Origin of the sequence: Chitinophaga sp. 30R24 (assembly GCF_049056765.1) — a bacterium.
GTDB lineage: Bacteria > Bacteroidota > Bacteroidia > Chitinophagales > Chitinophagaceae > Chitinophaga.
On the sequence record NZ_JBJGXX010000003.1, the window covers coordinates 238,710 to 263,215 of the forward strand.

General features: G+C 45.0%; 15 protein-coding genes. 13 read left to right on the forward strand and 2 right to left on the reverse strand.

What is annotated here, in order from left to right; genetic code table 11:
- Nucleotides 1-41: 41 nt before the first annotated feature.
- Nucleotides 42-476, reverse strand: coding sequence for a hypothetical protein (locus tag ACDQ55_RS11240; RefSeq protein ID WP_420981486.1), 435 nt, complete (start codon nt 474-476; stop codon nt 42-44).
- A gap of 149 nt (nt 477-625) precedes the next feature.
- Here ACDQ55_RS11240 and ACDQ55_RS11245 point away from each other — a divergent pair, with 149 nt between their 5' ends.
- Nucleotides 626-1,609: an acyl transferase gene (locus ACDQ55_RS11245; protein ID WP_420981487.1), complete on the forward strand. Its 984-nt coding sequence runs from the start codon at nt 626-628 to the stop codon at nt 1,607-1,609.
- Here the strand turns inward: ACDQ55_RS11245 and ACDQ55_RS11250 are convergent, their stop codons facing one another.
- The gene (locus ACDQ55_RS11250; RefSeq protein WP_420981488.1) at nt 1,610-2,332 is read right to left on the reverse strand and encodes a hypothetical protein; all 723 of its coding nucleotides are present in this window, start codon (nt 2,330-2,332) and stop codon (nt 1,610-1,612) included.
- Nucleotides 2,333-2,513: 181 nt separating this feature from the next.
- Between ACDQ55_RS11250 and ACDQ55_RS11255 the strand changes: the two genes are divergently transcribed.
- The 12 genes from ACDQ55_RS11255 to ACDQ55_RS11310 all read left to right on the forward strand — a co-directional run bounded on the left by ACDQ55_RS11255 (nt 2,514) and on the right by ACDQ55_RS11310 (nt 24,496).
- Nucleotides 2,514-3,140, forward strand: a complete 627-nt coding sequence (locus ACDQ55_RS11255; RefSeq protein ID WP_420981489.1) for a sigma-70 family RNA polymerase sigma factor — start codon at nt 2,514-2,516, stop codon at nt 3,138-3,140.
- Nucleotides 3,140-3,412 carry a hypothetical protein gene (locus ACDQ55_RS11260; protein ID WP_420981490.1) on the forward strand — a complete coding sequence of 91 codons (273 nt, stop codon included), beginning with the start codon at nt 3,140-3,142 and terminating at the stop codon, nt 3,410-3,412. The genes ACDQ55_RS11255 and ACDQ55_RS11260 overlap by 1 nt, the downstream gene beginning before the upstream one ends.
- 281 nt (nt 3,413-3,693) lie before the next feature.
- Nucleotides 3,694-6,801 (forward strand): SusC/RagA family TonB-linked outer membrane protein, encoded by a 3,108-nt coding sequence (locus ACDQ55_RS11265; protein WP_420981491.1) that lies wholly within the window; start codon nt 3,694-3,696, stop codon nt 6,799-6,801.
- Between the two features lie 24 nt (nt 6,802-6,825).
- Nucleotides 6,826-8,634, forward strand: coding sequence for a RagB/SusD family nutrient uptake outer membrane protein (locus ACDQ55_RS11270; RefSeq protein WP_420981492.1), 1,809 nt, complete (start codon nt 6,826-6,828; stop codon nt 8,632-8,634).
- A gap of 14 nt (nt 8,635-8,648) precedes the next feature.
- Entirely contained in the window at nt 8,649-10,760 is a 2,112-nt protein-coding gene (locus tag ACDQ55_RS11275; RefSeq protein ID WP_420981493.1) for a glycoside hydrolase family 97 protein, read from the forward strand.
- Nucleotides 10,761-10,878: 118 nt separating this feature from the next.
- Nucleotides 10,879-12,507: a DUF6377 domain-containing protein gene (locus ACDQ55_RS11280; RefSeq protein WP_420981494.1), complete on the forward strand. Its 1,629-nt coding sequence runs from the start codon at nt 10,879-10,881 to the stop codon at nt 12,505-12,507.
- 526 nt (nt 12,508-13,033) lie between these two features.
- Nucleotides 13,034-16,036, forward strand: coding sequence for a SusC/RagA family TonB-linked outer membrane protein (locus ACDQ55_RS11285; protein WP_420981495.1), 3,003 nt, complete (start codon nt 13,034-13,036; stop codon nt 16,034-16,036).
- A gap of 17 nt (nt 16,037-16,053) precedes the next feature.
- Nucleotides 16,054-17,532: a RagB/SusD family nutrient uptake outer membrane protein gene (locus ACDQ55_RS11290; protein ID WP_420981496.1), complete on the forward strand. Its 1,479-nt coding sequence runs from the start codon at nt 16,054-16,056 to the stop codon at nt 17,530-17,532.
- A gap of 12 nt (nt 17,533-17,544) precedes the next feature.
- Complete coding sequence (locus tag ACDQ55_RS11295) at nt 17,545-18,681, forward strand: carbohydrate-binding protein (protein WP_420981497.1); 1,137 nt, start codon at nt 17,545-17,547, stop codon at nt 18,679-18,681.
- An 11-nt stretch (nt 18,682-18,692) separates the two neighbouring features.
- Nucleotides 18,693-19,727, forward strand: coding sequence for a DUF5007 domain-containing protein (locus tag ACDQ55_RS11300; protein ID WP_420981498.1), 1,035 nt, complete (start codon nt 18,693-18,695; stop codon nt 19,725-19,727).
- Nucleotides 19,728-19,765: 38 nt separating this feature from the next.
- On the forward strand, nt 19,766-23,002 hold the full coding sequence (locus ACDQ55_RS11305) for a SusC/RagA family TonB-linked outer membrane protein (protein ID WP_420981499.1): 3,237 nt from the start codon (nt 19,766-19,768) through the stop codon (nt 23,000-23,002).
- 21 nt (nt 23,003-23,023) lie between these two features.
- Nucleotides 23,024-24,496, forward strand: a complete 1,473-nt coding sequence (locus ACDQ55_RS11310) for a RagB/SusD family nutrient uptake outer membrane protein (RefSeq protein ID WP_420981500.1) — start codon at nt 23,024-23,026, stop codon at nt 24,494-24,496.
- The last annotated feature ends 10 nt before the right edge of the window (nt 24,497-24,506 follow it).

Consider the following 24,506-nt stretch of genomic DNA (forward strand, 5'->3'; position numbering starts at 1 on the left):
ATGAAAGGAATCCCTGGTATTTGTAAATGTAAGTTATTTTATTATTGACTTTGATAGGGGATTTTAGGGGTAACGATGGTATCGCTGTAATTGCCGGCGTTGTCGCGAACAAATATTTTAAAGTGGATACTATCGTTTACACCGCTTTGATGGAATTTTAAGTCTGTTCCGGAAAGCAGCACACTTACTTCCCCTGTCACCTTGCTGCCTTTGTTGGCGCCTATAGATGGCATTTTCTTGGGATAATAGGTACTGTCGTAGTCGCCCCGCTCAAAGAAAGAAGCTACCCATATCGAGTCTTCAATATCCCCGTTACCATCTTTTATATTCAGCACTATTTCCATTGCTTCGGTCTCCGGAGCAACGCTGTCTGTAGAATATTGTTTAAAGGAGATAAATGGCTTAGCACCTATACTTTCCTTCTTACAAGCATAAAACAATCCGGCGACCAGGAATAAAAACAGAATTTTCTTCATAAAACAAACCTACATTAATTTAGGAAATATACAAATATTCAGTTATCTCAATTCTTCCTAATCCAAAACGTTTTTTTAATACAATTGTTACTATCTGTGGCCAGATTTATTCTTCTCCCTAACTTTGTGCGATTTTAAAGCAGGATAAAATGAGCGCCGTATCACCGGAATATATATTTTCATTGCAGGCAGATGGCCTGGAAGCAGCAGCACTGGAGCTATTCCGGTATCAGTACTGGGGAAATGAGTTGTACCGGGCTTATACTGATGCGCTGCACATACTACCGGCTTCGGTACAGCGGATGGAAGACATTCCCTACCTGCCCATACAGTTTTTTAAGACCCACCGGGTAGTATGCGGTGATTTTGAGCCTGAGCTGGTGTTTGAAAGCAGCGGTACCACCCAAACGGTGAACAGCCGCCACCTGGTAAAGGAGTCTGCCATTTATACCCAGAGTTTCATGACCGCCTTTGAGCAGTTTTATGGCCCCGTAGGCGATTATGTTATTGTAGGTTTACTGCCTTCCTACCTGGAACGGCAACATTCCTCGCTGGTAAGGATGGTACAGGAGATGACAGCGCGCAGCGGCCACGCAGAGAGTGGCTTTTACCTGTATGAACATGATAAGTTGTTCCAGCAATTGCAGGAGCTGGATGCCCGTAAGCAGAAGGTATTGTTGATTGGCGTTACTTTCGGGCTGCTGGATTTTGCAGAGAAATACACCTTGCAGTTAAAACACACCATAGTCATGGAAACGGGTGGCATGAAAGGACGGCGGGAAGAATGGACCCGGGAGGAAGTGCATGGCTTCCTCAAAGAACGCTTAGGCGTTCCTACTATTCATGCCGAATATGGGATGACAGAGTTGTTGTCGCAGGCTTATTCTAAAGGCAACGGCCTTTTTATGACCCCGCCCTGGATGAAGGTATTGTTGCGCGACGAGAATGATCCTTTCCAGGTGAGTGCTGGCAGAGGAGCTGGCGTGATCAATGTTATTGACCTGGCCAATATTTATTCCTGCGCTTTTATTGCCACGGAAGATATTGGTAAGATCCATGAGGATGGCGGGTTTGAAGTACTGGGCCGGTTAGATCACTCTGCATTGAGGGGATGTAGCCTGATGGTCAGCTAATCATGAGGCTTCCATGGCAGCCATCCGCAGCAGCGCCGGGAGTTTTCCCGGTTCTTGCTGGATAGCCGTAATAGCTGGCATATAAGGAAAGGAGTAATGATCCATCCCGAATTTATGCAGGAGATACACATCCAGTTGTTCTATCGCGCTGTTACCCTGTATATAATCGCCCAAATAAAACAGAAAACGTTGCTTTTCCTTTTCAGCCAATAGTACCAGCGCTACCTTTTCTTTCAGGCTGTTGTGTGGTTCCGATTGAAATATTTTCAGCGCCTGCTGGTACTGCGCGGTAGTGAGCATGGCGCCATAGGCCGGTAATAGCTGGGTACAAAAGTAGTCTACAGCAATGTCGTTGAAAAAACTGACACCATTGGTGTCGCCGGGTTCGTTATGCCAGGTAGCCCATTGCAGCAGTTGTTCGGTGGTGATTTGACCATCCAGCATGGCTTGCAGTTGATGGATTACACCTTCCCGGGTAGGAGCGGTATCAGTGGCATGGGAAAGGGCTGTCACAATTTCCTGATAATAGGCTTCATTAATTTCGGCGGCAGCCCGGAATAAGAGTCTACTCACTTCTGTGTGTGTGTCTTCGTTTTTCAGCGGCAGGGAAATCATGCTATGCAAATCCTCAATAACTTCCTGTCTTGTTTTATTACCCCGTAAGTATGCCTTTAACAGGGTAACAAAGTAAACGGATGTTACAGGTGACATTTCATTTTTCATGAGCAGCGTTTATTTCGTATTTCATTGGGTACAGATCAAAAATAGTATAAAATGCTGAATCCCAGCCATACTGCTGTTGCCATCTGCCTTTATCAACTTGCCGCTGAGCCGCATTTAACATTTTTTTGGGGCTGGGAAGAAAACTAAAATGGGCCAATTTCCGTATGCTTCTACAGCGACTATGAAAAATAACCACATGCAGCCAGCGGCTCCTCATTCAGGCATACCCTCAATAACTACCTGTAATCCGGCAGAGTGGGTACAGTTATATGCAGATGAATTGTTTACGTTTGCTTGCATGAAGGTATTGGATCAGGGCGTGGCACAGGATCTGGTACAAGATACTTTCCTCAGCGCCCTGCAGGCCAGGGAACAGTTTCGGGGCGAAAGCAGCGAGAAAACCTGGTTATTGGCTATCCTGAAAAATAAAATCATTGATCATTTCCGCAGATCAAATAAAAACAGGATCATACTCAGCATCGATGAAGGACACTCGGGAGATTCCGATCCCCGTCATTTCTTTTTCCATGAAAATGGTCACTGGAGAAAAGAAATGGCCCCACAACCCTGGGTACAGGATAGCAGTTATAAGCAAGAGCAGGCCGATTTTATGAATATATTGCGCGCCTGCATACGTAAATTAAGTGGCATCGGTAAAACGGTTATTCATCAAAAATATCTTGAGGAAAAAAGAACGGCAGACATTTGTAATGAACTTTCCATTACATCGTCTAATTATTGGGTAATCATTCACCGGGCCAAGCTGCAATTGAGAGCCTGTCTCGAAAAAAAATGGTTCAGTAATTGATGACAGAAAAACACTTACATACCTTGCTACCTTGTTGTAAAGAAGCTACCATGCTGGCAGAAAAGCAGCTACAACAGCCATTGTCGGGATTGCAACGGATTGGTTTAAGACTGCATCTGATGTACTGTACTTTTTGTAGAAGATATGTAAAACAAAGCGGGGCTATAGACCGCTACCTGCATGACTATATGCAACAACCAGAAAAAGTAACCCTGGAGGAAACCATAAAACTACAATGGAAAGCGTTGATTGCAGAAAAGCTGAAGCCGTAACAAACGTCAGCTTTGGTGACTATTAAAGCGGGTCTTAAATTTCCCCTTTCATCTCCTTCATAACAGCCATTATTATCACATTCCAGCGTTTAGTACTTGTTATATATAAAAATATATAATGTAATTATGTAAATTGATTATCAATTTATTATATTCTATATTTTCCCTGCTTTGCCTACTTTCTTTTATATTCTGTGAATATTAATTGTTATCCCTTTTGCTTATCTATTTTTTTGATGGGTGATTGATTCACTTCCACTATCATGATTAATTCCTTTGTTATGAAAAATGACTACTACCCGCACATTTGCAGGAAGCCATTATGCTTACTGCTGTTTATGTTGTTCCTGTTTATACGGTTTACCTATGCACAGGACAAATCTGTTACCGGTAAGGTAACCAATGAAAAGAATGAGCCCCTTCCCGGTGCCTCTATTACGGTAAAGGGAACTACGAAAGGGGTAATATCAGATGCTACCGGCAACTTCCAGATGGCCATACCCGGGGGCAGTAATACCCTGGTGATTTCCTTTATGGGATACAAAGCGCAGGAAGTGGCATTGAAAGGCCGTAGTGTGATTAATGTATCCCTACAGTTAAACAACACGGTGATGGACGAACTGGTAGTAATAGGCTACGGTTCACAGCGAAAGAAAGATGTAACTGGTTCAGTGGGTTCTGTAAAAGGCGCTGCCATCAAGAACGTACCGGCTACTAATGTAAGCGAAGCCCTGCAAGGCCGGATGGCCGGCGTGGAAGTAGTGAAAAGCTCCGGCGCTCCAGACGCCTCTGCTAATGTGATCATCCGGGGTGTGTCTTCTCTGAATCAACCCCAACCCCTTTACGTGGTGGATGGGGTAAGGCAAACCAGCGGCGATAACATTAACCTGCAAGATATTGCCAGCATAGACGTATTGAAAGATGCCGCTGCTGCCGCTATTTACGGATCTGCCGCCGCGGGTGGCGTTATTGTGATCACTACTAAAAAAGGACAGGGAAATGGCGCTGCCCCCCTGGTAAATTTTAACGCCCGCTTTGGTAGTACCCAACCCCAGTTGATACACCTGCTCGATAAGGCTGACTGGCTTAAATTGATCAATATTACCAGACCCACTCTTTTTGCCGGTATAAATACAGATACCCTGCCTAATACTGATTGGGTAAATGAATTATACGGTAATGCCACAGAGCAAAACTATAGTTTGTCTGTTGCCGGTTCTACGCCTAACGTGAACTACCTCTTCTCCGGCTTCTATAACGCCCAGAAAGGTATCTATATTAACAACTATTCAAACATTGCCGGCATACGTGTAAATACCGATTATAATCTGGGAAAACGGATCAAGATCGGAGAACAACTTTTCCTGACCCAGCGTAAAACTTCTCCGCCTATTGGTAGTGAAGCCCAGTTACATAATGCTCCCTTCCGTACTATCCCCATTATGGCGGTATATGATAAAGACGGTAGCTTCGGCAAAAATCCTCCCGGATTTGCGGGGCCGAATCCTGTAGGCGCTGCACTCAATGCTAATGCATTAAACTATAAGAACAACCTGCAGGGAAACGTTTTTGCAGCAATACAACTCCCCCTGCACCTTAATTTCAGAACCACTTTTGGCTATACCTATAATAATGAAACCCAAGACTACTTCCAGAATTCTTATAACTATGGAGAAGTAAAAAGCGCTGATAATAGTTTAACCAAGTATGCTACTGAGAATAAAACCCTGCTGAGCAACTATGTGCTGACTTATGACCAGGCCTTTTCTCGGCATCACATCAATGCAGTAGCAGGTTATGAGCAGATCTCCAGCAATTATAACAACCTCAATGTAATGGGCACTAACGTGGGCTTGCCTACTTATTCCTTTATCCAAACCTCTAATACCGCTTTTACTGTACTGGGGGTAAATGATCCCAATGGATTGGTAAAATCTGTATTCGGGCGCTTGAACTATAATTACGATAACCGGTATTATATTTCCGGCTCTATCCGGAGAGATGCCAACTTTACGGTGTTTGGCCCTGGTAAGCAGGCGGGCGTGTTCCCAGCGGCTTCTATAGGATGGAATCTCAGTGATGAATCTTTCTTTAGTAGTATCAAGCCAGCGGTGAACCTGTTGAAATTAAGAGGTAGTTATGGCTCACTGGGTAACAGTAATATTCCCGGCTATCTTTTTCTTTCTACGTATAGCCGTATAGGTATGCAGAACTTTGCGCCTAATGCCAACCCCTCTATTTCCAACAGTATTAACTTTATTCCCAATCCCAATATTCACTGGGAAACATTATACGAAACTAATGTGGGAGTAGATGGAGAAGCGTTGAACGGTAAGTTGTATTTCACGGTGGAATGGTATAATAAAACTACCAGGAATATGTTATACGCCCTGCCTATTTCTACAAGTTCAGGCATCACCAGTTCCTATTATACCAACATTGGCGCTGTCAGGAACAGGGGATTAGATGTATTGGCAGGCTACCGCGATAAATTTGGTAAAGTAGGTTTCGACGTAAGCGTTACTGCAGGCTTCAACAAAAATAAGGTATTGAACCTGGATGGTATTAATACCAATGCTATCCTGGACGGTTATAACTTTTACAGCAATGGAGACGCGGCTTTCAGCATGATGCCCAGTCAAACGATTACAGCTACTAAAGCAGGCCTGCCTTTCGGCCAGTTCTATGGCTATAAGGTACTTGGACTTTTTAAAACGGACAAGGATGCCCAGGAAAGCCCCCAGAAGGCCACTGCCCATGCCGGCGACCTGATCTTCGAAGATTATAACCATGATGGTAAAATCAATTCAGACGACAGGCAGGTGATCGGTAACCCTAATCCTAAAGTGGTATATGGCATCAACCTGCATGTGAATTACAAAGGTTTTGATGTGAGCGCATTATTTAACGGAGTGGCTGGAGTAGATATTTTTAATGGTGTAAAAGCCTATGAAATGTCACCTTTCTCTGATGGTAATACCACCTCTAAAATATGGGGTGATTCCTATCTGAATGGCAACGGACTTACGTCGCAACCGCGTCTGGGAGTACAGAATACAGATGGTTCCTTCACGTTGGACCCTAACGGTAACTACACTACGGTGAGCAGCTACTTTGTTGAAAACGGCAGTTACCTGAAATTGAAAAACCTGCAGGTGGGTTATACTTTTGGTAATAACCTGTTACAGCAAATCAAGATCAGCCAGCTCCGTTTATTTGTAATGGCGAACAACTTGTTTACCATTACCAAGTATTCCGGCCTAGACCCTGAACTGGGTAGCTCCTTTACTACACAGTCTTTCCAAGGCACCACAACCCGCGGAGTAGATGCTGTTTCTGCCTACCCGCACACCCGGATCTATTCCCTGGGCCTCGATGTGACCTTTTAATTATCCACCACAAATCTTACTATTATGTACAAGAAAATATATGTGCTGCTTTTCTCCCTGCTGTTAATGGCCAGCTGCACCAAAGATCCTTCCAGTGTAAGTCGTACCGACCAATATACTTCTGCCAACTACCCGGCTACCATGGATGATCTGTTGAGCGTTTTATCCGGCTGTTATGCCAACCTGCGTAACGATCGCCTCTATGGTTTTGAGCTAAATGCGCATTCTCTTTCGAATCTTACTCATACCGCAGATTGTACTTATGGCGGCGACCAGGGTTGGAATGAAATGAGCGCCACCAGCCTCACGGTGAATAACTCTTATGTAGGTTTTACCTGGACCTTCCTGTATGTGGGTGTGAAAAACTGTAATGCTTTCCTGGCAGCGGCAGATTTTTACGAGAAAACTTTTGCCAAAGGTGGCGATAAACAGATGATCAATTATATGCGTGGAGAAGCATATTTCTTGCGCGCTTTTTATTATTACCATCTCGAATGCCTATACGGAGAAGCTTATATCCATAATGGCGCTGGCGGAGATAAAAAAGGAGTACCCTTGTATACACAGGTAGCTCCTAATGTAGACAGCACCCAGAAGCCCCGTAGCAGCGTAAAAGCTACCTGGGACCTGATTATTTCAGATTTTCAGCAAGCGGCTACCTTGTTGAAAGGACAGGAGTGGACCGGTGATAACAGAGGCCGTATCTCTGAATGGGCGGCCAAAGGTATGTTGGGTAAGGCCTATGTTTTCACGGAAGATTGGGAGAATGCCAGAACAGTATTACAGGATGTAATAGCCCACAGCGGTAAATCGCTGATGCCTTTCGCTAAATACCAGGACGCTTTCCTGGGTAATGCAGATAATGAGTTTAATGAAGAGTCTTTATTTGAACTGAACGTAGATCAGAACTCCAGGGGCAGCTATGGTACCTTTGGTGGTCAGAATACCACCACCAGTAACGGTTTGATCTGGGCGCCATTTGTAGTGGGGGATGATGGCCGTGAAGCCAGCGGTGGTGCGTTGGGCTATGGAAATGAGTATGTACATGACCGTAATATCAAACGGTTTGGATTTCAATTAGGATTGCTTACCATGCAGGATAATCCGGCTTATGACCCTGGTAAACCGGAATCTGTGAAGAATCCCAAAAAGACCCTGGATAGTACTTATTACAAACAATCCCTGGATATACGGAAAAACAAGACCGCTGATCCGCGTTTGTATGTAAACGCTTCCCAGCCATTCGTTGATTCTGCCAAAGCAGATGGTATGAACTGGAAATTGATCAGCAGGTCTACCGCCATCGCTTCTTCCCAGTTATCTAATTATTATGCCTGGTCTTTCCGCAAGTATGCGCCATTGTATAACAGCATGGGTAACGTAGGGCAGGCAGATGCTGCCAATCTTTATTTCTTGCGCCTGGCAGAAGTGTTTTTGTTGTATGCAGAAGCTAATATACACGGTGGCGACAATGCAGTGGCCCTGGAGTATCTCAACAAAGTAAAACGCAGGGCTTACAGCCTGCCGGTGGATGTGCCTTCCGCTATTGATTACCAGTCGCTGACCGCCGCCACCAGCGCTGGTAACGATCCGGTATTAGGCCATAATCCCTTGTACTACGAGCGTTGGGCAGAATTATTCAATGAAGGCCAGTGGTGGTTTGATGTATGCAGATGGCGTATAGGCGCCGCAGAAGCAGCGGTTTACCAAACAGCCCAGAACGTAGCTGGCGGATTGAAGTGGCCGTCAGACGACCGGTCATACAGTTGGCCTATTCCTACCAGTGAACTGAATTCTAATGCTAAAATAGGCGCGAATAATCCCGGCTATTAATCAATCTTCAATTTATGATATGCAGAAACATCTGTACTTTCCTGTTGTTACTGGCTATGCAGCAGGGAAGTGCACAAGAACTTACGGCACAGCAGGATAAAACAAAGCTGATCTTTTCGCTGGATCACCAAGGAACACCACAGTATGCGGTGTACCTGGGAGAAAAAACTATCGTGAAGCCTTCTTCCATGGGATTTGTATTACAGGAAGACAGTACTTTTTACAAAGGCTTTAAGATATTGGGTAGTGAAAAGAAGGATATTGACGAAACCTGGAATCCTGTGTGGGGTGAAGTAAGCCATATCCGTAACCACTACGAGCAACTCACTGTGCACTTGCAACGGAACATACGGCTGCTCGATATTGTTTTCCGGGTATTTGCCGACGGTGTAGGCTTTCGTTATGAATTTCCGCAACAGCCCTCCCTCGATTATTTTGTGGTGAAAGAAGAGCGTACTGCTTTTGCCATGGCAGGCGACCATACTGCTTTCTGGATACCTGGCGATTATGATACTAACGAGTATGAATATACAACTTCTAAGTTGAGCGCCATCGACAACCGTAACATCGTGGCTTCGTCTACTGCCATTGCCGTGCGTGTAGCGCCGGATGCTCAGGCAGTACAAACGCCATTGATGCTGAAAACCAACGATGGTCTTTATATTAACCTCCATGAAGCCGCCCTGGTAAATTATGCGGCCATGCAGTTGCATGTAGACCGCCAGCAGCTTGTATTCAGCTCCCACCTGGTGCCGGATGCTGTAGGTAATGCGGCCTATATGCATACTCCTTGTCAAACTCCATGGAGAACGGTTATTGTATCGGATAAAGCCACGGATATCCTCAGCAGTAAAATGATCCTTAACCTGAATGATCCCTCCGCTATTGTACAAACAGATTGGATAAAGCCAATGAAATATGTGGGGATATGGTGGGAAATGCAAACAGGTAAAAGCACTTGGAGTTATGCTACCGATGAACGGCATACTGCCCCCAGCGGCCAGCACGGCGCTACTACCGCCAATGTAAAAAGGTATATCGACTTTGCCGCTGCTAATCAGATCCCAGGCGTGCTCATAGAAGGATGGAACACTGGTTGGGAAAGTTGGTTTGGCAATTGGAAAGAAAATGTGTTTGACTTTGTAACGCCCTATCCCGATTTTGACGTGGCGGGTCTGCAGCAATACGCTGCCAATAAGGGTGTGCAGCTGATCATGCACAACGAAACTTCCGGCGCCGCCGCCGATTACGACCGCCAGCTGGATACCGCTTTCCGTTTTATGACACGTTATGGTTATCCTGCCGTGAAAACGGGCTACGTAGGCAAGATCATTCCCCGGGGAGAACATCACGACGGGCAATGGATGATCAATCACTATCAGCGGGTAGTTGCCAAGGCCGCTCAGTATCATATAATGGTAGATGCCCACGAACCGGCAAGACCCACAGGCTTGCAGCGTACCTGGCCTAATTGGATGGCCTGTGAAGCCAGCCGTGGAAATGAATATAATGCGTTTGCTAACGGCAACCGGCCAGAACATGAAACCATCCTCCCTTTTACCCGGCTGATAGGTGGCCCGATGGATTATACCCCTGGTATTTTTAAACTGTCTGGTTATGGTGCAGATACCAGCAAAAGGGTACATACTACACTGGCTAAACAATTGGCGCTGTATGTAACCTTATATTCCCCACTGCAAATGGCCGCCGACCTGCCCGAGAATTACGCCCTATACCCCGATGCTTTCCGCTTTATCCGTGAAGTGCCGGTAGATTGGGATGACACCCGTATACTGGCCGCAGAACCAGGTGATTATATTAGTATTGCCCGTAAAGGCAAAGGGAGTAATAATTGGTACCTGGGCGCCATTACAGATGAGAACAGCCGTAATCTGGAAACCAGCCTTTCTTTCCTCGACGAAGGAAAGCAATACCTGGTAACCCTTTATGCAGATGCTCCTGGCGCTGATTGGTATAGTAACCCGGAGGCTTATACGATCCGGTCGTTTATTGCCAACAGCCATACTATACTCCAACTGAAACTGGCTAACGGGGGAGGAGCCGCCCTTACCATGGTTCCGGCTACAGCCCAGGACCTGAAAATGGTAAAACCTTACCATAAGTAAAATCCAGTATATTTTCGGGAGTTGGAAATCTGGAATTTTGTTTCTATAATACAGTGAAATTGACTGGTTACAGAAACAAAATTCCAGATTTCAGCATTTGAAAATCCCTACTTTCCAAATGAAAAAAATAGTGCTGTTCCACGTAGTATGCCTTTTATTGTGGATAAAGGCATACGGGCAATCCCCTAAGGCTTCCTTGGCTGATCTTAACTTAGCCATCCGGGAGGCTGCTGTATATGATAAAGCTAAACAGCATGAGATAGACAGTTTACAATCGGTAGCAGCCAGATTGTCTGGAGAGCCGAACCTGCACAAACATTATCGCCTCTATACTGCTTTGTTTGATGCCTATAAGATCTATAAATATGACTCGGCCTGCAGTTACGCGAGGAAAATGAATGAAACGGCCATAGCGTTGCAGGATGATACGCTGCTGATGGAAACACGCCTGAAACTGTCTTTTACACTGCTTTCCTCCGGAATGTATAAAGAAACAGCGGAAACCCTGTCCAGTATAAAAGTAGCCTCGTTGCCAGATAGCAGCAAAGCAAACTATTACGCGCTTATGGGCCGGTTTTATTACGACCTGGGCGACTATAATAAAGATACTTTTTACACACCTCCTTATACGGTAAAAGCGAATAGCTATATTGATTCTGCCCTGGCTTTATGGCCGGCTAACAGTTACGACTATATTTATTTTTCCGGCTTAAAAGCTTTGAAAACAGGTCTTAACGATACCGCCTTACAGTATTTTCGATCGTTGCTGGACCACAAGAAATTGTCGCTGCACGAAATCGCTGTTACCGCCTCTACCCTCAGCGTATTATATACCAACCAGGGAGATAGCAATCAAGCAATCGACCTGCTTATCCTGGCTGCCATTGCCGATATTAAAACTTCTACCAAAGAAACATCTGCCACGTTTATCCTGGCTAATCTCCTATACCGTAAAAATGATGTGAAAAATGCTTCAGTATGTATTGAACAAGCCATCGCGGAGGCTACCTTCTATGGCGCCAGGCAACGGAAGGTGCAGGTAAGCGCTATCCTGCCCCTGATTGAAGCTGAGAAAGTAAGTATTGTAGAAAGCCAGAAAGTGATCCTGGTACGTTATGCCGTTACCGTTACCTTGTTGTTGCTGTTGGTAATTGGATTGGGCTTTATCATCTATAAACAGGTAAAGCGCCTGAAAGCTGCACAGCTGGTAATTTATACTGCGCACGAAAAAGAGCAGGCGATTAACCGCCAATTGGCAGAAGCCAACGAAAAATTATCGGACGCCAATAAAATCAAAGAGCAATACATCGGCTACTTTTTTAATCTTAATGCAGCCTTTTATGAGAAGATCGAAAAATTTAAAAAGTCTATCGATAAAAAAATTGCCGACCGTAAGCTCGATGATATACGGCAACTCACTAATACCATCAACCTGAAAAATGAAAAACAAGAACTGCTGAAACATTTTGATCACGCCTTCCTGAAATTATTTCCCCACTTCATCACCACTTTTAATGCTTTGTTCAGGGAAGAAGACCATATCGTATTGGAAGACGATGAGCTCATGAATACCGACTTGCGCATTTTTGCATTAATACGTATGGGTATTCATGATACCGATAAAATTGCGCATATATTGCAGTATTCTGTGAACACCATTAATACCTATAAAACACGGGTGAAAAATAAATCCATTGTAGTGAACGAAGAGTTTGAAAAAAGAATTATGGAAATTAAAGCAGTGTAAACCGCAGTCGTATTATTTTTAAAAATAATTACAAAAAAACTATGAAAAATCCTTTTCGCTGTTTACATTTGGATAGTAGTGTTAATAAACAACCAGAATTTAAAATAAGCATCGATAGTATAGATGAGCAGTAACCCCTTTGGAAGCGCGTGGTATATTGACTGTTCATTTATAGGTAGCAGCATTGGAAATGCCAGCATCAATCCATTTCAAAAATTTCACGTTAATTAATTCTTAGTACATGATTCAACACTCACCACCTGTAAAGGACATGCATTGTCCCTGATTGCCCGTACGCGCTATATTTCCGCAGTAAACATACGGTATTGCCCTGTAGGTGCTGTTATTAGCATACTGCAAGAAAATGATGTGCTGTAGTGAAGCTATGGCGTGCCAATTTTTGTTTGTACCAACATTTTCCTGCCAGGGGAACAGGATTCCCTTTGTTGTTAATGTCTGAATAAATCTATTGCTGGCGTAAAGCTGCTTTTACGCCATGGGATACTCATTCCTAAACATTGCACGTATGAAAAGCATTTACTTTTTTCTTCGCCGGAGTATTTATTTTTTTGCAGCATGGGGGCTGTTATGTGCAATACCTGCACAGGCCCAGCGTATGTTGGTTAAAACGAGTAAAGATACCGGGAGTGTAAGTATTGACTCACTCGCTTTTGCAAAAATATCTGTCAGCAAAAGAGATTCGGCCGGATACCTGCCCAATAATGAAATTTTCCTGCAACCTGCCAGGAATGGCGCTATTTCCCCGCTCAATATGATGGAAGTAAAGAAGCTTCCTTATACCAGTATCGATCAGATGTTGATCGGAAGGGTAACGGGGGTGGATGTACGGATACCTACTGCAGAACCGGGTAAGCGTACCAGTGTTTTTGTAAGGGGAACATCTTCCTTATTGCTTGGCAACCGGGATATGTTTTACGCCCAGCCTACTTATGTGGTAGATGGTGTGCCACTGATAATGGATCATGCTTTTGCCTATGATATCCAGCGGTTTGATTTCAACCGGTTAGGAACAGAAACGAACCTGTTATCTTACCTGGATGTAAATGACATTGAAAGCATTGAGGTGCTAAAGGATTTCAGCGCCAGCGCCCAATATGGTCCCAATGCAGCCAATGGCGTAATCAGCATTAAAACAAAGGGCCCAAGGGTAGGTAAAATGCAGGTATCTGTAAATGCTTATACCGGTTTATCCATTAAGCCTGCTGTAGATGTGATCAATGGAAAATATGAGAGCGATTTCCGTTTACCCTTTTACGAAAAGTACGCCAATGAAACACAGTGGCGCAACTTTCCCCGTTACCTAGCTGATTCTTCACAGGGCCGTTATTTCGGGCCAGCCAATTGGGATGATCTTTTTTACCGGAATGGTTTTACGGATGGCATACAGGCCGCAGTAAGCGGAGGTACGCCCTATGCCAGTTTCCGTTTTAGCATCGGGCAGTCTTCCCAACAAGGTGTGTACGATAAAACAGGCATCAAACGGTATGATGTGAACTTTGGGATCAATATACAGCCAGTGCGCAACCTCGTATTTACCACCTATGTTAGCGTGGCTAGCCTTAACCGTAAACGGAATGAATTTGTCCGCGACCGTGCCGGAGATGAAGGCTATCTGTTTAATTACGATGCGCCATTGTCGCCCAACAAAGCTTATCTGCAGCAATACTACAACGATCTGGGAAATACCATTAACAGGAACAAGAACAATTCCGCCCGTATCATTGCCAATGTACAATACAGCTTCTTATCGCATTTTACCTGGAATACCCGGTTTGCGATCGACTACGGCCAAAATTTCCGCGACTTTTTTGTGCCTACCTCGCTTGGAGAGGGCAATAGCTTCGTATCTGATTTTGACGGCTTGAACAGGCGCCTGGTATTGGATAATTCCTTAAGATATGAAAACAATTTCTCCGGTGGGCATCAGTTGGAAATCACCCTGGGGCAATATGCCCAATGGGATAAATGGCGTTACGACTATGGCCAGGCTTACAAAGGGACGAGCGATTATGTGAAGATCTATCAACCTGGTAACGACGATAATAAACAGAACAGATTTGGCAATTTCCGCCTGATGTTTAATACCAAAGATTTTACGCAATCCAGGCTTGCTTCTTTTTATACAAACATTGGTTATAATTACAGACAAAAATATTTTGTATCCCTGTATGTAAGAAGGGATGGTACTTCTTATCTCGATGCCCGTCACCAATGGTTGGTATCACCCACCTTATCGGCTTCCTGGAAAATTTCCAATGAAGAATTTATGAAAGGAAGTAGCGGATTGACCAACCTCCTGCTACGGGCCAGTTGGGGACGTGTAGGCCGCCTGCTGATGGATGAAATGTACCGGGGTGGCCCCATATACAACGTGGATGCGGGATGGAATGGTATCCCCAATATTTCTACCTATAACGCCTTCCCATCCATCAATGCAAGCTATAGTACCGGGTATATAGTGCCGGGTACTTCCTGGCCAGTGGTAGCGCAATGGAATGGCGGTATAGACATTGGCTTGTTCCACGACCGTTTAAGGGCTTCGTTGGATGTATATGCCAAAACAGATCGCAATCTTATATTGAAGATCCCTACTTCGGAAGAGGAAGGATATACCGGTATCGTAAAAAACGGTATGGATATACGTAATTATGGTTATGAACTGTCTATAGACGCCGATATCGTAAAAGGCAAACAATTCCAGTGGACCAGCGGTATCAGTATCTATACCAATCAAACAAAACTGCTGGCGATGCCTGATGGTATTACCGACCTAGTGATCAACAACCGGCGTTTCCTGGTAGGTAAGCCGGTAGACCGTTATTGGTTGCTGGTCAACGACGGTATTTACAATTCCGAGAATGAAGTTCCTGTAAATCCTGCTACCGGTAAAAAAATGTCTTATCAGGGCGTTCCCCTCCATAAAGGAGACCCAAAATGGAAAGACCTGGATGGTAACTACGATATCAACGATAATGACCGGGTAATGACCGGCCGTTTATCGCCTGCCGCCACCGGAGGTTTTAGCAATACCTTCCACTATAAAGAATGGGAAATAAACGTGCTGATAAATTATGCCCTGGGCCGGAAAATCATTAATCAGGCGCTGGCAGACCGCTTCGACTTTGTTAACCGGGAAGGTATCGATGATCCCAAGGCGATCAAGGAAATCAGCTGGTGGTCTAAGGTACCTGGCGATTACAGCAAAATTCCGTTATACAACCCCTGGAGCGCGGTATATGCCTATCAGCCTAACCAGACGTTGTTCCTGGAAAATGGTGCCTATATGAAGCTGCGTGCGCTTACTATAGCGTATAATATGCATGCTGCCTGGATGAAAAGGTCCGGAATCGAATACCTGCGCATTTATGCCACCGGTAATAACCTGCTTACCTGGACAAAGTACAAGGGTGGAGATCCGGAAGCGGTGAGCTATTTCGGCTACGACGAAGGCTACTACAATTGGGCGGCGCCGCGTACCTATACATTGGGTTTTAATTTTCAATTCTGATGTTAAAAAACAAGATTATGAGAAATATAACTATCAGCATATGCTGCCTGCTGACAGTAAGTATGCTTTCCTGTAAAAAAATGCTGGATGTTCCCTCTCATCGTGCTTTAACAGAAGAGAACATGTGGCAAACAAAAAATGATGCGCGTGCAGGGTTATCGTCTTGTTATGCTTTAATGAGGGCGGCTATGTGTAATGAGAATGCGCATTGGATCTATGGAGATCTGAGAGGCGGCGATTTTCAGGCCACCCGCCGCGGCGATATACAAGCCGTAGTAGAGAGCAACCTCAATGCAAGTTTTGCTACTATGGATGAATGGCGTGATTGGCGCAGGTTTTACAGTGCTATTGCACAGTGTAACCTAACTATCGCCAAATTGCCACAGGTAACGCAAACAGACTACCGTTATTCACAAAACGACATGCGGCTGGACCTTTCACAGGCTGTTTACATCCGTGCTTTCCTGTATTATTATATAGTAAGGATCTGGGGAGATGTGCCGCTGGTAACAGCGCCCTCAGATGGGGTGGTTAAAAGGATGGCCCGGGAGGATTGGAGAAAAGTACTCGATTTCGCCGCCAGCGAAGCGTTATCCTGCATAGATGGCCTGCCTTGGAAGTACAATGGGCAGTCGCCCGAGCAGCAGGGAGATTACCGCGGACAGGGTGAAGGCCATCATACCTCTATCACCATTACTAAAGGAATGGCTTATACGTTACTGGCGCATATTTATTCCTGGAAAGAAGATTATACCAAAGCCCTGCAGTACGCCAATACTGTGATCGATAACCAGTCTAATACCGGATATGACTTTGTGAGCCTCAATGACCTTACCCGCTTGGATGGTAGTTTCCGGGGCCGTACTTCCGATAATATTTTTCAGGTAGACATGAATTTCGACCACGCCGAAATCTCTACTACCGGCCAATTGGAAGATTGGACCTTGCGCACGCCTTATATTCCCCGGGCACAATCAGAGATCTATGTACCTAAGGATAGCGTATTGCAGATATATGGGGAACCACACGAACAGCGGCCGGATTTCTTTTTTACCAAAATGGAAGACGCGTATCCTATCTTTTTCAAGATGAAACAGATCAATAGTGCTGTAACCGACCCGGTACTGAAATTATTTGCTTCCTGTATCATCGTATTCCGTTATGAAGAACTGTACCTATTAAGGGCCGAAGCCAAAGCGAGGTTAGGCATGGCAGATGCGCAAACAGATCTGAACCAGGTACGCAACCGTCGTTCACTGAAAAATATTAATGCAACACTTAGCGGTGAAGACTTGCTGGACGCCATTCTGTTGGAACGCCGCAGGGAATTGATAGGAGAGGGTTGGTACTGGTATGATTTGATGCACTTTAAACGTATACCGCAGTTTACGCACCTTACGCAGGCAGACGTAGAGAAGGGCGCCGCCTACTGGCCTTTGTCGCAGGAAGCGCTTTCCAACAATCCTTCCCTGACACAAAATAGTTTCTGGAAATAATACATTGTTACCATGAGAAAAATATTATTACTACTGTCGCTTACCGCCTTGTTTGCATGCAAGAAAGGCATGGAGCAGTACCGTAATGCCAGGCCAGTGTCGGAGGTATCTGTAAGCACCTACGACTTCCTGCGGCAACAAGGTGCCTTGTATGATACTTTGTTACGCTTAATAGATGCAGTACATCTCACAGATACCCTTAAAAATCAACAGGTCACTTTTTTTGTACCGCAAGATGTGAGTATAGAAACGGCCATGAAAAATTTAAACTTCGCCCGCGAACGCCTGGGAGAACCGGGTAACTGGACATTGGACAGCGTTCCTCTTGCTGTGTGGGACAGCCTTTTGCGCCGTTATATTGTACGTGGTATAGTAGATGCCGATTCCCTGAGATATGCCGATGGTAGCGACTTAATTTCCCTGTATGGACATGAAATGAATGGCAAAACCAGTTCTACCAATGCTTCCGGAGCAGTTGGTGGTGGTACACAACTGTTGGTATACAGCGATAAGAACGATTCCCGCTTTACCAAAGACTGGTCTACCGCACTCACACAGAATGTAGATATCCATTCCAAGAACGGATTGATGCACATCCTGGAAAGTCAGCATGTATTTGGCTTTACCTCTTTTGTGGGAAAAGCTTATCCCCGGTCGCTGGAGCCCATCCAAGGCCCCTACCTGGGTTACCCGATTGAAATTCCGGGTATACTGAATGCCGCTGACTACGACGAAGGTCCTAAAGAAATAGCTTATCACTATAAAAATCCAGATGGCGGTAAAGCATACCGCAACGATGATCCAGGTACTGAAAATTGCTCGGAAGGCGATAACCTCATAAGTCCTGGCGGCCGCTATAATATAGGCTGGATCAGCGATGGTGATTGGGTGCGCTACACTGTGGATATTAAAGATACCGGGAAGTATAAATTGGAGTTAAGAATAGCTGGTAATGGTGGTGGTATCGTCTATTTGTTGATAGATGACATACCTGTTAGCGATGAAATTGCCGTACCCAATACCGGTGGATGGCAAAATTGGCAGTCGGTTTTTGGTACAGCCGATCTACCCGAAGGCAAGCACCTCATGAAAGTGGTCTTCAAAAAAGCTAACCTTAACCTTCACCGGATCATTTTTACTAAACTATAAACCAGTTAGCTATGAACAGGCCATTGCGTAAATATTTGTTTTCCTGTGTGCTGGTAACTATGATGACCAGTTGCTACAAGGAGCTGCTGCCCAAAGAAAAAGACCATTTCAGTAACAACTGTAATTTCAATAGCGATACCTATACGGCTAATTTAGGACGCACCAATGTGTTCTATGGTATTTTTAATCCGGATTATTCAACCCAACCACTCACTTTTGCCTTACAGGATATCTTCCATCCAGATGGCACTCCGGCGCCAGAATTGCAGGAACAGGTGAATACCTGGCAATGGAAAGAATATTATAGCGGTGCGGAAAAAAGCATTGCCGAAATTGAGGCGAAGCGCATACAAGTAAAAAGACCGGTATTTGATATCCGTGTTAACTCCGGCGACCTGGTATTATGGAATACCGATACCACCAAAATAAAACCTGGTATACATATTTTTAACGTACTGGTAAAGAATGGAGGAGGACAGAAGCTGTTCCAGAAAATAAAACTCGATATCCGTCGCCCTAAACCATACGATCCTTATGAGTTTGACGATATAACAGGTTTGCAGTTAGACCCTGCGAAGGGAGGGATTATACATCCGGCTTTATCAGGTATGGAGGATCAGTTGAATAATGCCTTGAATCCGGAAGATGTAATAGTGTACTTCCGGAAAACGGATACCAAGAATAATACATTGTCGTTTAAATTTTATGATAAGGATTCCTTACCTATAAGATTATCTTCTTTTAATATTACCCAGTGGGATAGCCTTCGCTATAGAAGCAATACCATAGAGCAAAATGTGTTTTTTGGATTTAACAGGCGTATGCAGCAAGACAGTACCATTGTTACCTGGGATATTACCAGTCCCTTTCCTGTACTGGCAGATGTAGGCGTAAATGAAAGGGCGACGATCTCATTTGCATATGATCGTGTATCCTACGGAATGCGTAAACAGGCCGGATTGGCGCTTACCTTCGCCATTTTTGAACCGGGTAGCTGGGAGGTGATCATAAAGTTCAGGGTGAATCCAAAATTCGCGAACGATTAACGGTAACTGTATTCTGAAAATATTAAAATTTCCACGACATGAATAAACGGTACATCATCTTACTGCTGATCAGTTGCCTGTACCTGGCAGGTAGCCGGCTATACGCCCAGCAGGCTGTTACTATTAATGGTAGGGTAACAGATGCGGTGACCAAAGAGGGCATACCTGGCGTTACGATCATCGATCTAAAAAATAATAAAGGGTTAGGGGTAACCAATCCTGATGGGCATTTCACGATTAATACCACCACTAATATTTCTGTACAGTTCCGTTATATCGGTTACCGCTTTGAAACCATTAAAACAGGTACTGTTACTACCTTGAATATTTCGCTTACGCCAGAAAATAAATCGCTTAAGGAAGCGGTAGTAGTAGGTTACCAGAAAAGGACCAAAGAAACGGTATCCGGTTCGGTTGCGGTGATCTCCGGCAAAGAATTGCAGGATGTGCCGGTGTCTAACATCCAGGAATTATTGCAGGGTAAAGTTGCGGGTTTAAACATTCAAAACAATAGCGGGGCTCCCGGTTTCCGTGGTACTATGTCTATCAGGGGAATTTCGCAGCTCGATGTAAGTGGTGGTGGCGATCAGGCCTATCTTACGAGCAATAACCCTTTATTGGTGATTGATAATGTACCGGTGGATTTCGATGGGGGGATTTCCCAGTCGATGTTGCAGCCAGGCGCTGCTACTGGTCCGTTAGCATTGATTCCGCCGGAAGATGTGCAGTCGATCGAGATTATGAAGGATGCACAGGCCACTGCTTTGTATGGTTCCAGGGGCGCCAATGGTGTAATTGTGGTTACTACCAAACGGGGTAATTCTCCCACACCTATTATTGATGTGAACAGTAGTTTGTTTGTAAACCTACCTCCCAGGTTGCGGCCTACCATTGGCGGTAATGCCGAACGCTTGTACCGTATCAACTCTATCCTGGCCAATTCCATCGATGAGCAGGATGCCCGTTATAAACTATCGCTCTTAGATAGTCAGTTTCTGACAGATAGCCTGAATGCTTTCTATAATAATTCTACCGACTGGCAGGGCTTATTTTACCAAACTACGCTCAATACCAACAATAATGTGCAGATCAGCGGAGGGAACGTGAAAATGAATTACAAAGCTAATTTTGCTTACCAGATGAACCAGGGGGTTTTGAAGAATACCGGTTTCAATAAGTATAGTTTAAACATGCAGTTGAATATCCAGCCCAACAAAAGGCTGCGTATAGGCGCCCAGTTGTTCAGTGCCCTCGGTCAAAAGCAGCGGGGCAACGGTGGCGGTTTAACCAACAATGGCGCCGGTAATTCTTTTTCTTCTTCCCTCTTGCCCGGTCCTTCTACTTTTGTAGGAAATCCTCAACTTGATGGCTATACGAATAATGTAGATGATAATAATACCCTCAACATCAGGGGTTTTCTGGACATAGATTATGAGATCATTAACAACCTGCGGATTAACTCCACTACTTCTTACGATTATTACACTGATACCAGGGACCGTTTTCAGCAATCGTTTTCCAATAATAATGCAACGGCCCTTTATGGTTTTGTTGGCCGGCACGATGAGCTGAACACCCGTAACGGCGTTAACTATACGTTTAGTACAAATAAGTCGAGCGCAGAGAAAGGGCATAATATTTATGCCAGTGTATTCAGTGAAATAAATATTAAGGCAGACGACCAGCATGTAAGGGATATACGCAATGGCCCTAATGATTATTACTGGGGCCCCAGGGGTTATTCTCCCCGTTTTTATCCGGGTAACCCCTGGAATAACCCGGATGAAGTGAATGTAAACGGCACCCCGGTGTCTTATGTGTATCATGCTGCGTCGTGGGCAGGTTTCCTATCGTATAACTTCCGTACAAAGTACAGTATAGACCTGGCCTATCGCCTGGATGGCAACTCTTCAGCAGGTATCAATAACCCCTATACGAAAAACCCCTCTGTAGGTTTCCGTTGGAATTTCAATAAAGAAAATATCCTGCGCCGCATTAACTGGTTGGATTATGGTTCTGTGCGTGTAACCTATGGCGTAAATAGCCGGCCCACTGCAACGATACTGAATTCCTTGGGCGCCTATAAATCTTCCGGCACTTATAACAATGGAGTAGGCATTATTCCGGACAATTCCGTAATGCCCAATCCTAATATGGAGCCGGAGAAATCATCACAATTCAACTTCGGTGTGGATCTGGGTTTATTCAAGGGCCGTATAGAGATCATTTATGATACTTATTTTAAACGTAATTATAACCTGGTACGGGATTATTTGCTACCTAACTCTACCGGCTATGGCAAAATGCAGATCAATGGCGGCGCCATGGTCAATTATGGGCATGAATGGTCTATTACAGCAAGGCCGGTGATGCATGCGAATCCGGCAGGGTTCCAGTGGGCGGTAACGCTGAATGGTGCGCTTAATAAGGGTGTGCTTACGGCTTTACCGGGCGGTTCACAGTTTTTCCTCAGTGTAGACCAGACTACGTGGCAGTCTATTGCCTTGAAGGTAGGCAGAAATCCTATCAGCAATTTCATCTATCAAACTGATGGTGTATATAAAACCAATGCCGATGTACCAGTAGACCCTGTGAGGGGCGTGCGTTACAAGGCGTATTCTGGTCCTGGCGCCCAGTTTTTCCAGGCGGGAGACCCTATCTGGCGCGACCTGAATGGCGATTACTCGTTGAGCGACGCCGACTATGTGATTATGGGTAATCCTGACCCATTGGTAACCGGTGGTTTCAATAATACCTTTAGTTACAAAAATGTTTCCCTGAGCATTTTCTGTAGTTACCTGCTCGATCGTAGCATATTGAATAATGCCATTGGGGCCAGGATCTGGCGCCTCCAGTACCCGGAGAAGCTGAATAACAACGATGGTACTGCCAACGGGCCTATCAACCTCTTCGACATCAACCTGATCAACTACTGGAAGAATCCGGGCGACAATGCCACACATCCCGCTATTGTGGGCTCGTTTTACCACGATAACCTGGTAAAGCCCAACCGGTTGGATCAGAGCCTGTACATGGAAGATGGTTCCTATTTCAAGATCAACCAGATCACGCTGGCTTACCAGTTCCGTGATTTTGATTTCATGAAGAAATTGAAATTGCGCGTGCTGCGCGCTTATTTAACAGCGTATAATGTGGCCATTTTTTCCAAGTACAGTGGTCCTAACCCCGAAACGGTTACCTCATTAGGCAGAGACGACATCAATGGGTATCCGGCGGCCAGCAGTTTCACCTTTGGCATAGGCGCTCAATTTTAATGACGTTTAAATTATTCTCTTATGAGAACATGGTATAAAATAGGCCTGTTGCTATGCCTCCTGGCAGCAATAGGTTCCTGCAAAAAATTTCTGGCGGTAAAGCCTCTCGATACGCTTTCCGGTAATGATTTCTGGAAAACAAAAACAGATGCGCAAAAAGCGGTGACCGGCGTTTATGCCATACTGTTAGGTAAATTTACCAGAGGTATCTTATACAATGCCGGCGATTTCCGGGCTGGCAACTGGAATTGGTATGATAAAACCAATCTGAAAATGTTGGGCACCAACCGCATGTTAGAAACCTCCAATGGCGATGGCGCGGAAGATCCCCGTAACTGGACTGAATTTTACCAGGCCATTGCTGCCGCCAACCTGTGCATAGACAGGATACCAGGCATCCAGGACCCGGCTTTCAGCGACCGGGATAAAAAAGCGCTGGTAGCAGAGGCGAAGTTTATACGTACGTTCATTTATTTTTATATGGTAAGATTGTATGGAGATGTGCCCTTACAGTTAAGCCCCTACGATAAAGACCTGCGGCCGCGGGAAAAGATGCTTACAGTATTGGAGGTATGTCGGAAAGACCTGGCTGCTGCAAAAGATGATTTGCCAGTGGCCTACGAAGATCCTACTAACCGCGCAGTAAGAGGAACCAAAGGCGCTGCCCTGGCGCTGATGGCGCATATGAACATGTGGTCGGCAGGTTTTGATAAAGCCAATCAGCAGCAATATTGGACCGCCACCGCCGCCCTCATTAAAGAATTGATGGACCTTCACCAATATATATTACTGCCTTATACAAAAGAAACCTTTAAGAGCATATTCAAAGGCCGTTCTGAGGAAGGTATTTTTGAACTGTCGTTAGATGCCAACTACGGTGGTCAGTTCCATCAGCTGATCTGCCAGTGGACTTTGCACGAACCCTATATCCGGAGTGGGGGAGATGGCTACTTCAGTGAAATTACTCCCATCATAAAACACCTGGACCGGATGTATCCGCGCGGAGAATCTGACAAACGCTTTGATCTGTGGTTCGATGATCCCTATAGTACCCGCAACGGCCAGTCGGCAATGTTCCTGAAATTTTCGGCGATTACTAATCCTGTGTCTAGGGACTATGATGCTAATCTTATTTTCTTCCGGTATGCCGATGTGATTCTCCTGAGGGCGGAAGCTTTGGCCTACCTGGGACAAAATGCAGAAGCCGTTAACATGCTAAACATGGTACGTGACCGGGCCGGCGCCAAAGAATATAATGGCGGTGGCGGTGTAGCCCTGCAGGATGCCATTTTTGTTGAAAGGGAGAAGGAAATGATGGGAGAAGGACACTTGTACTATGACTTGCTGCGCACTGGCCGCATCATGGATAAAAATGTGACAGAGAACCCGTTGACAGCCGACCAGATGGAGAAAAGGGCCTGGACCTGGCCGATCTCGGACGACGCAGTGAAAAACAATCCGCTGGTGACCAAAAATCAATATTGGATCCAATAATTGTTAAAAA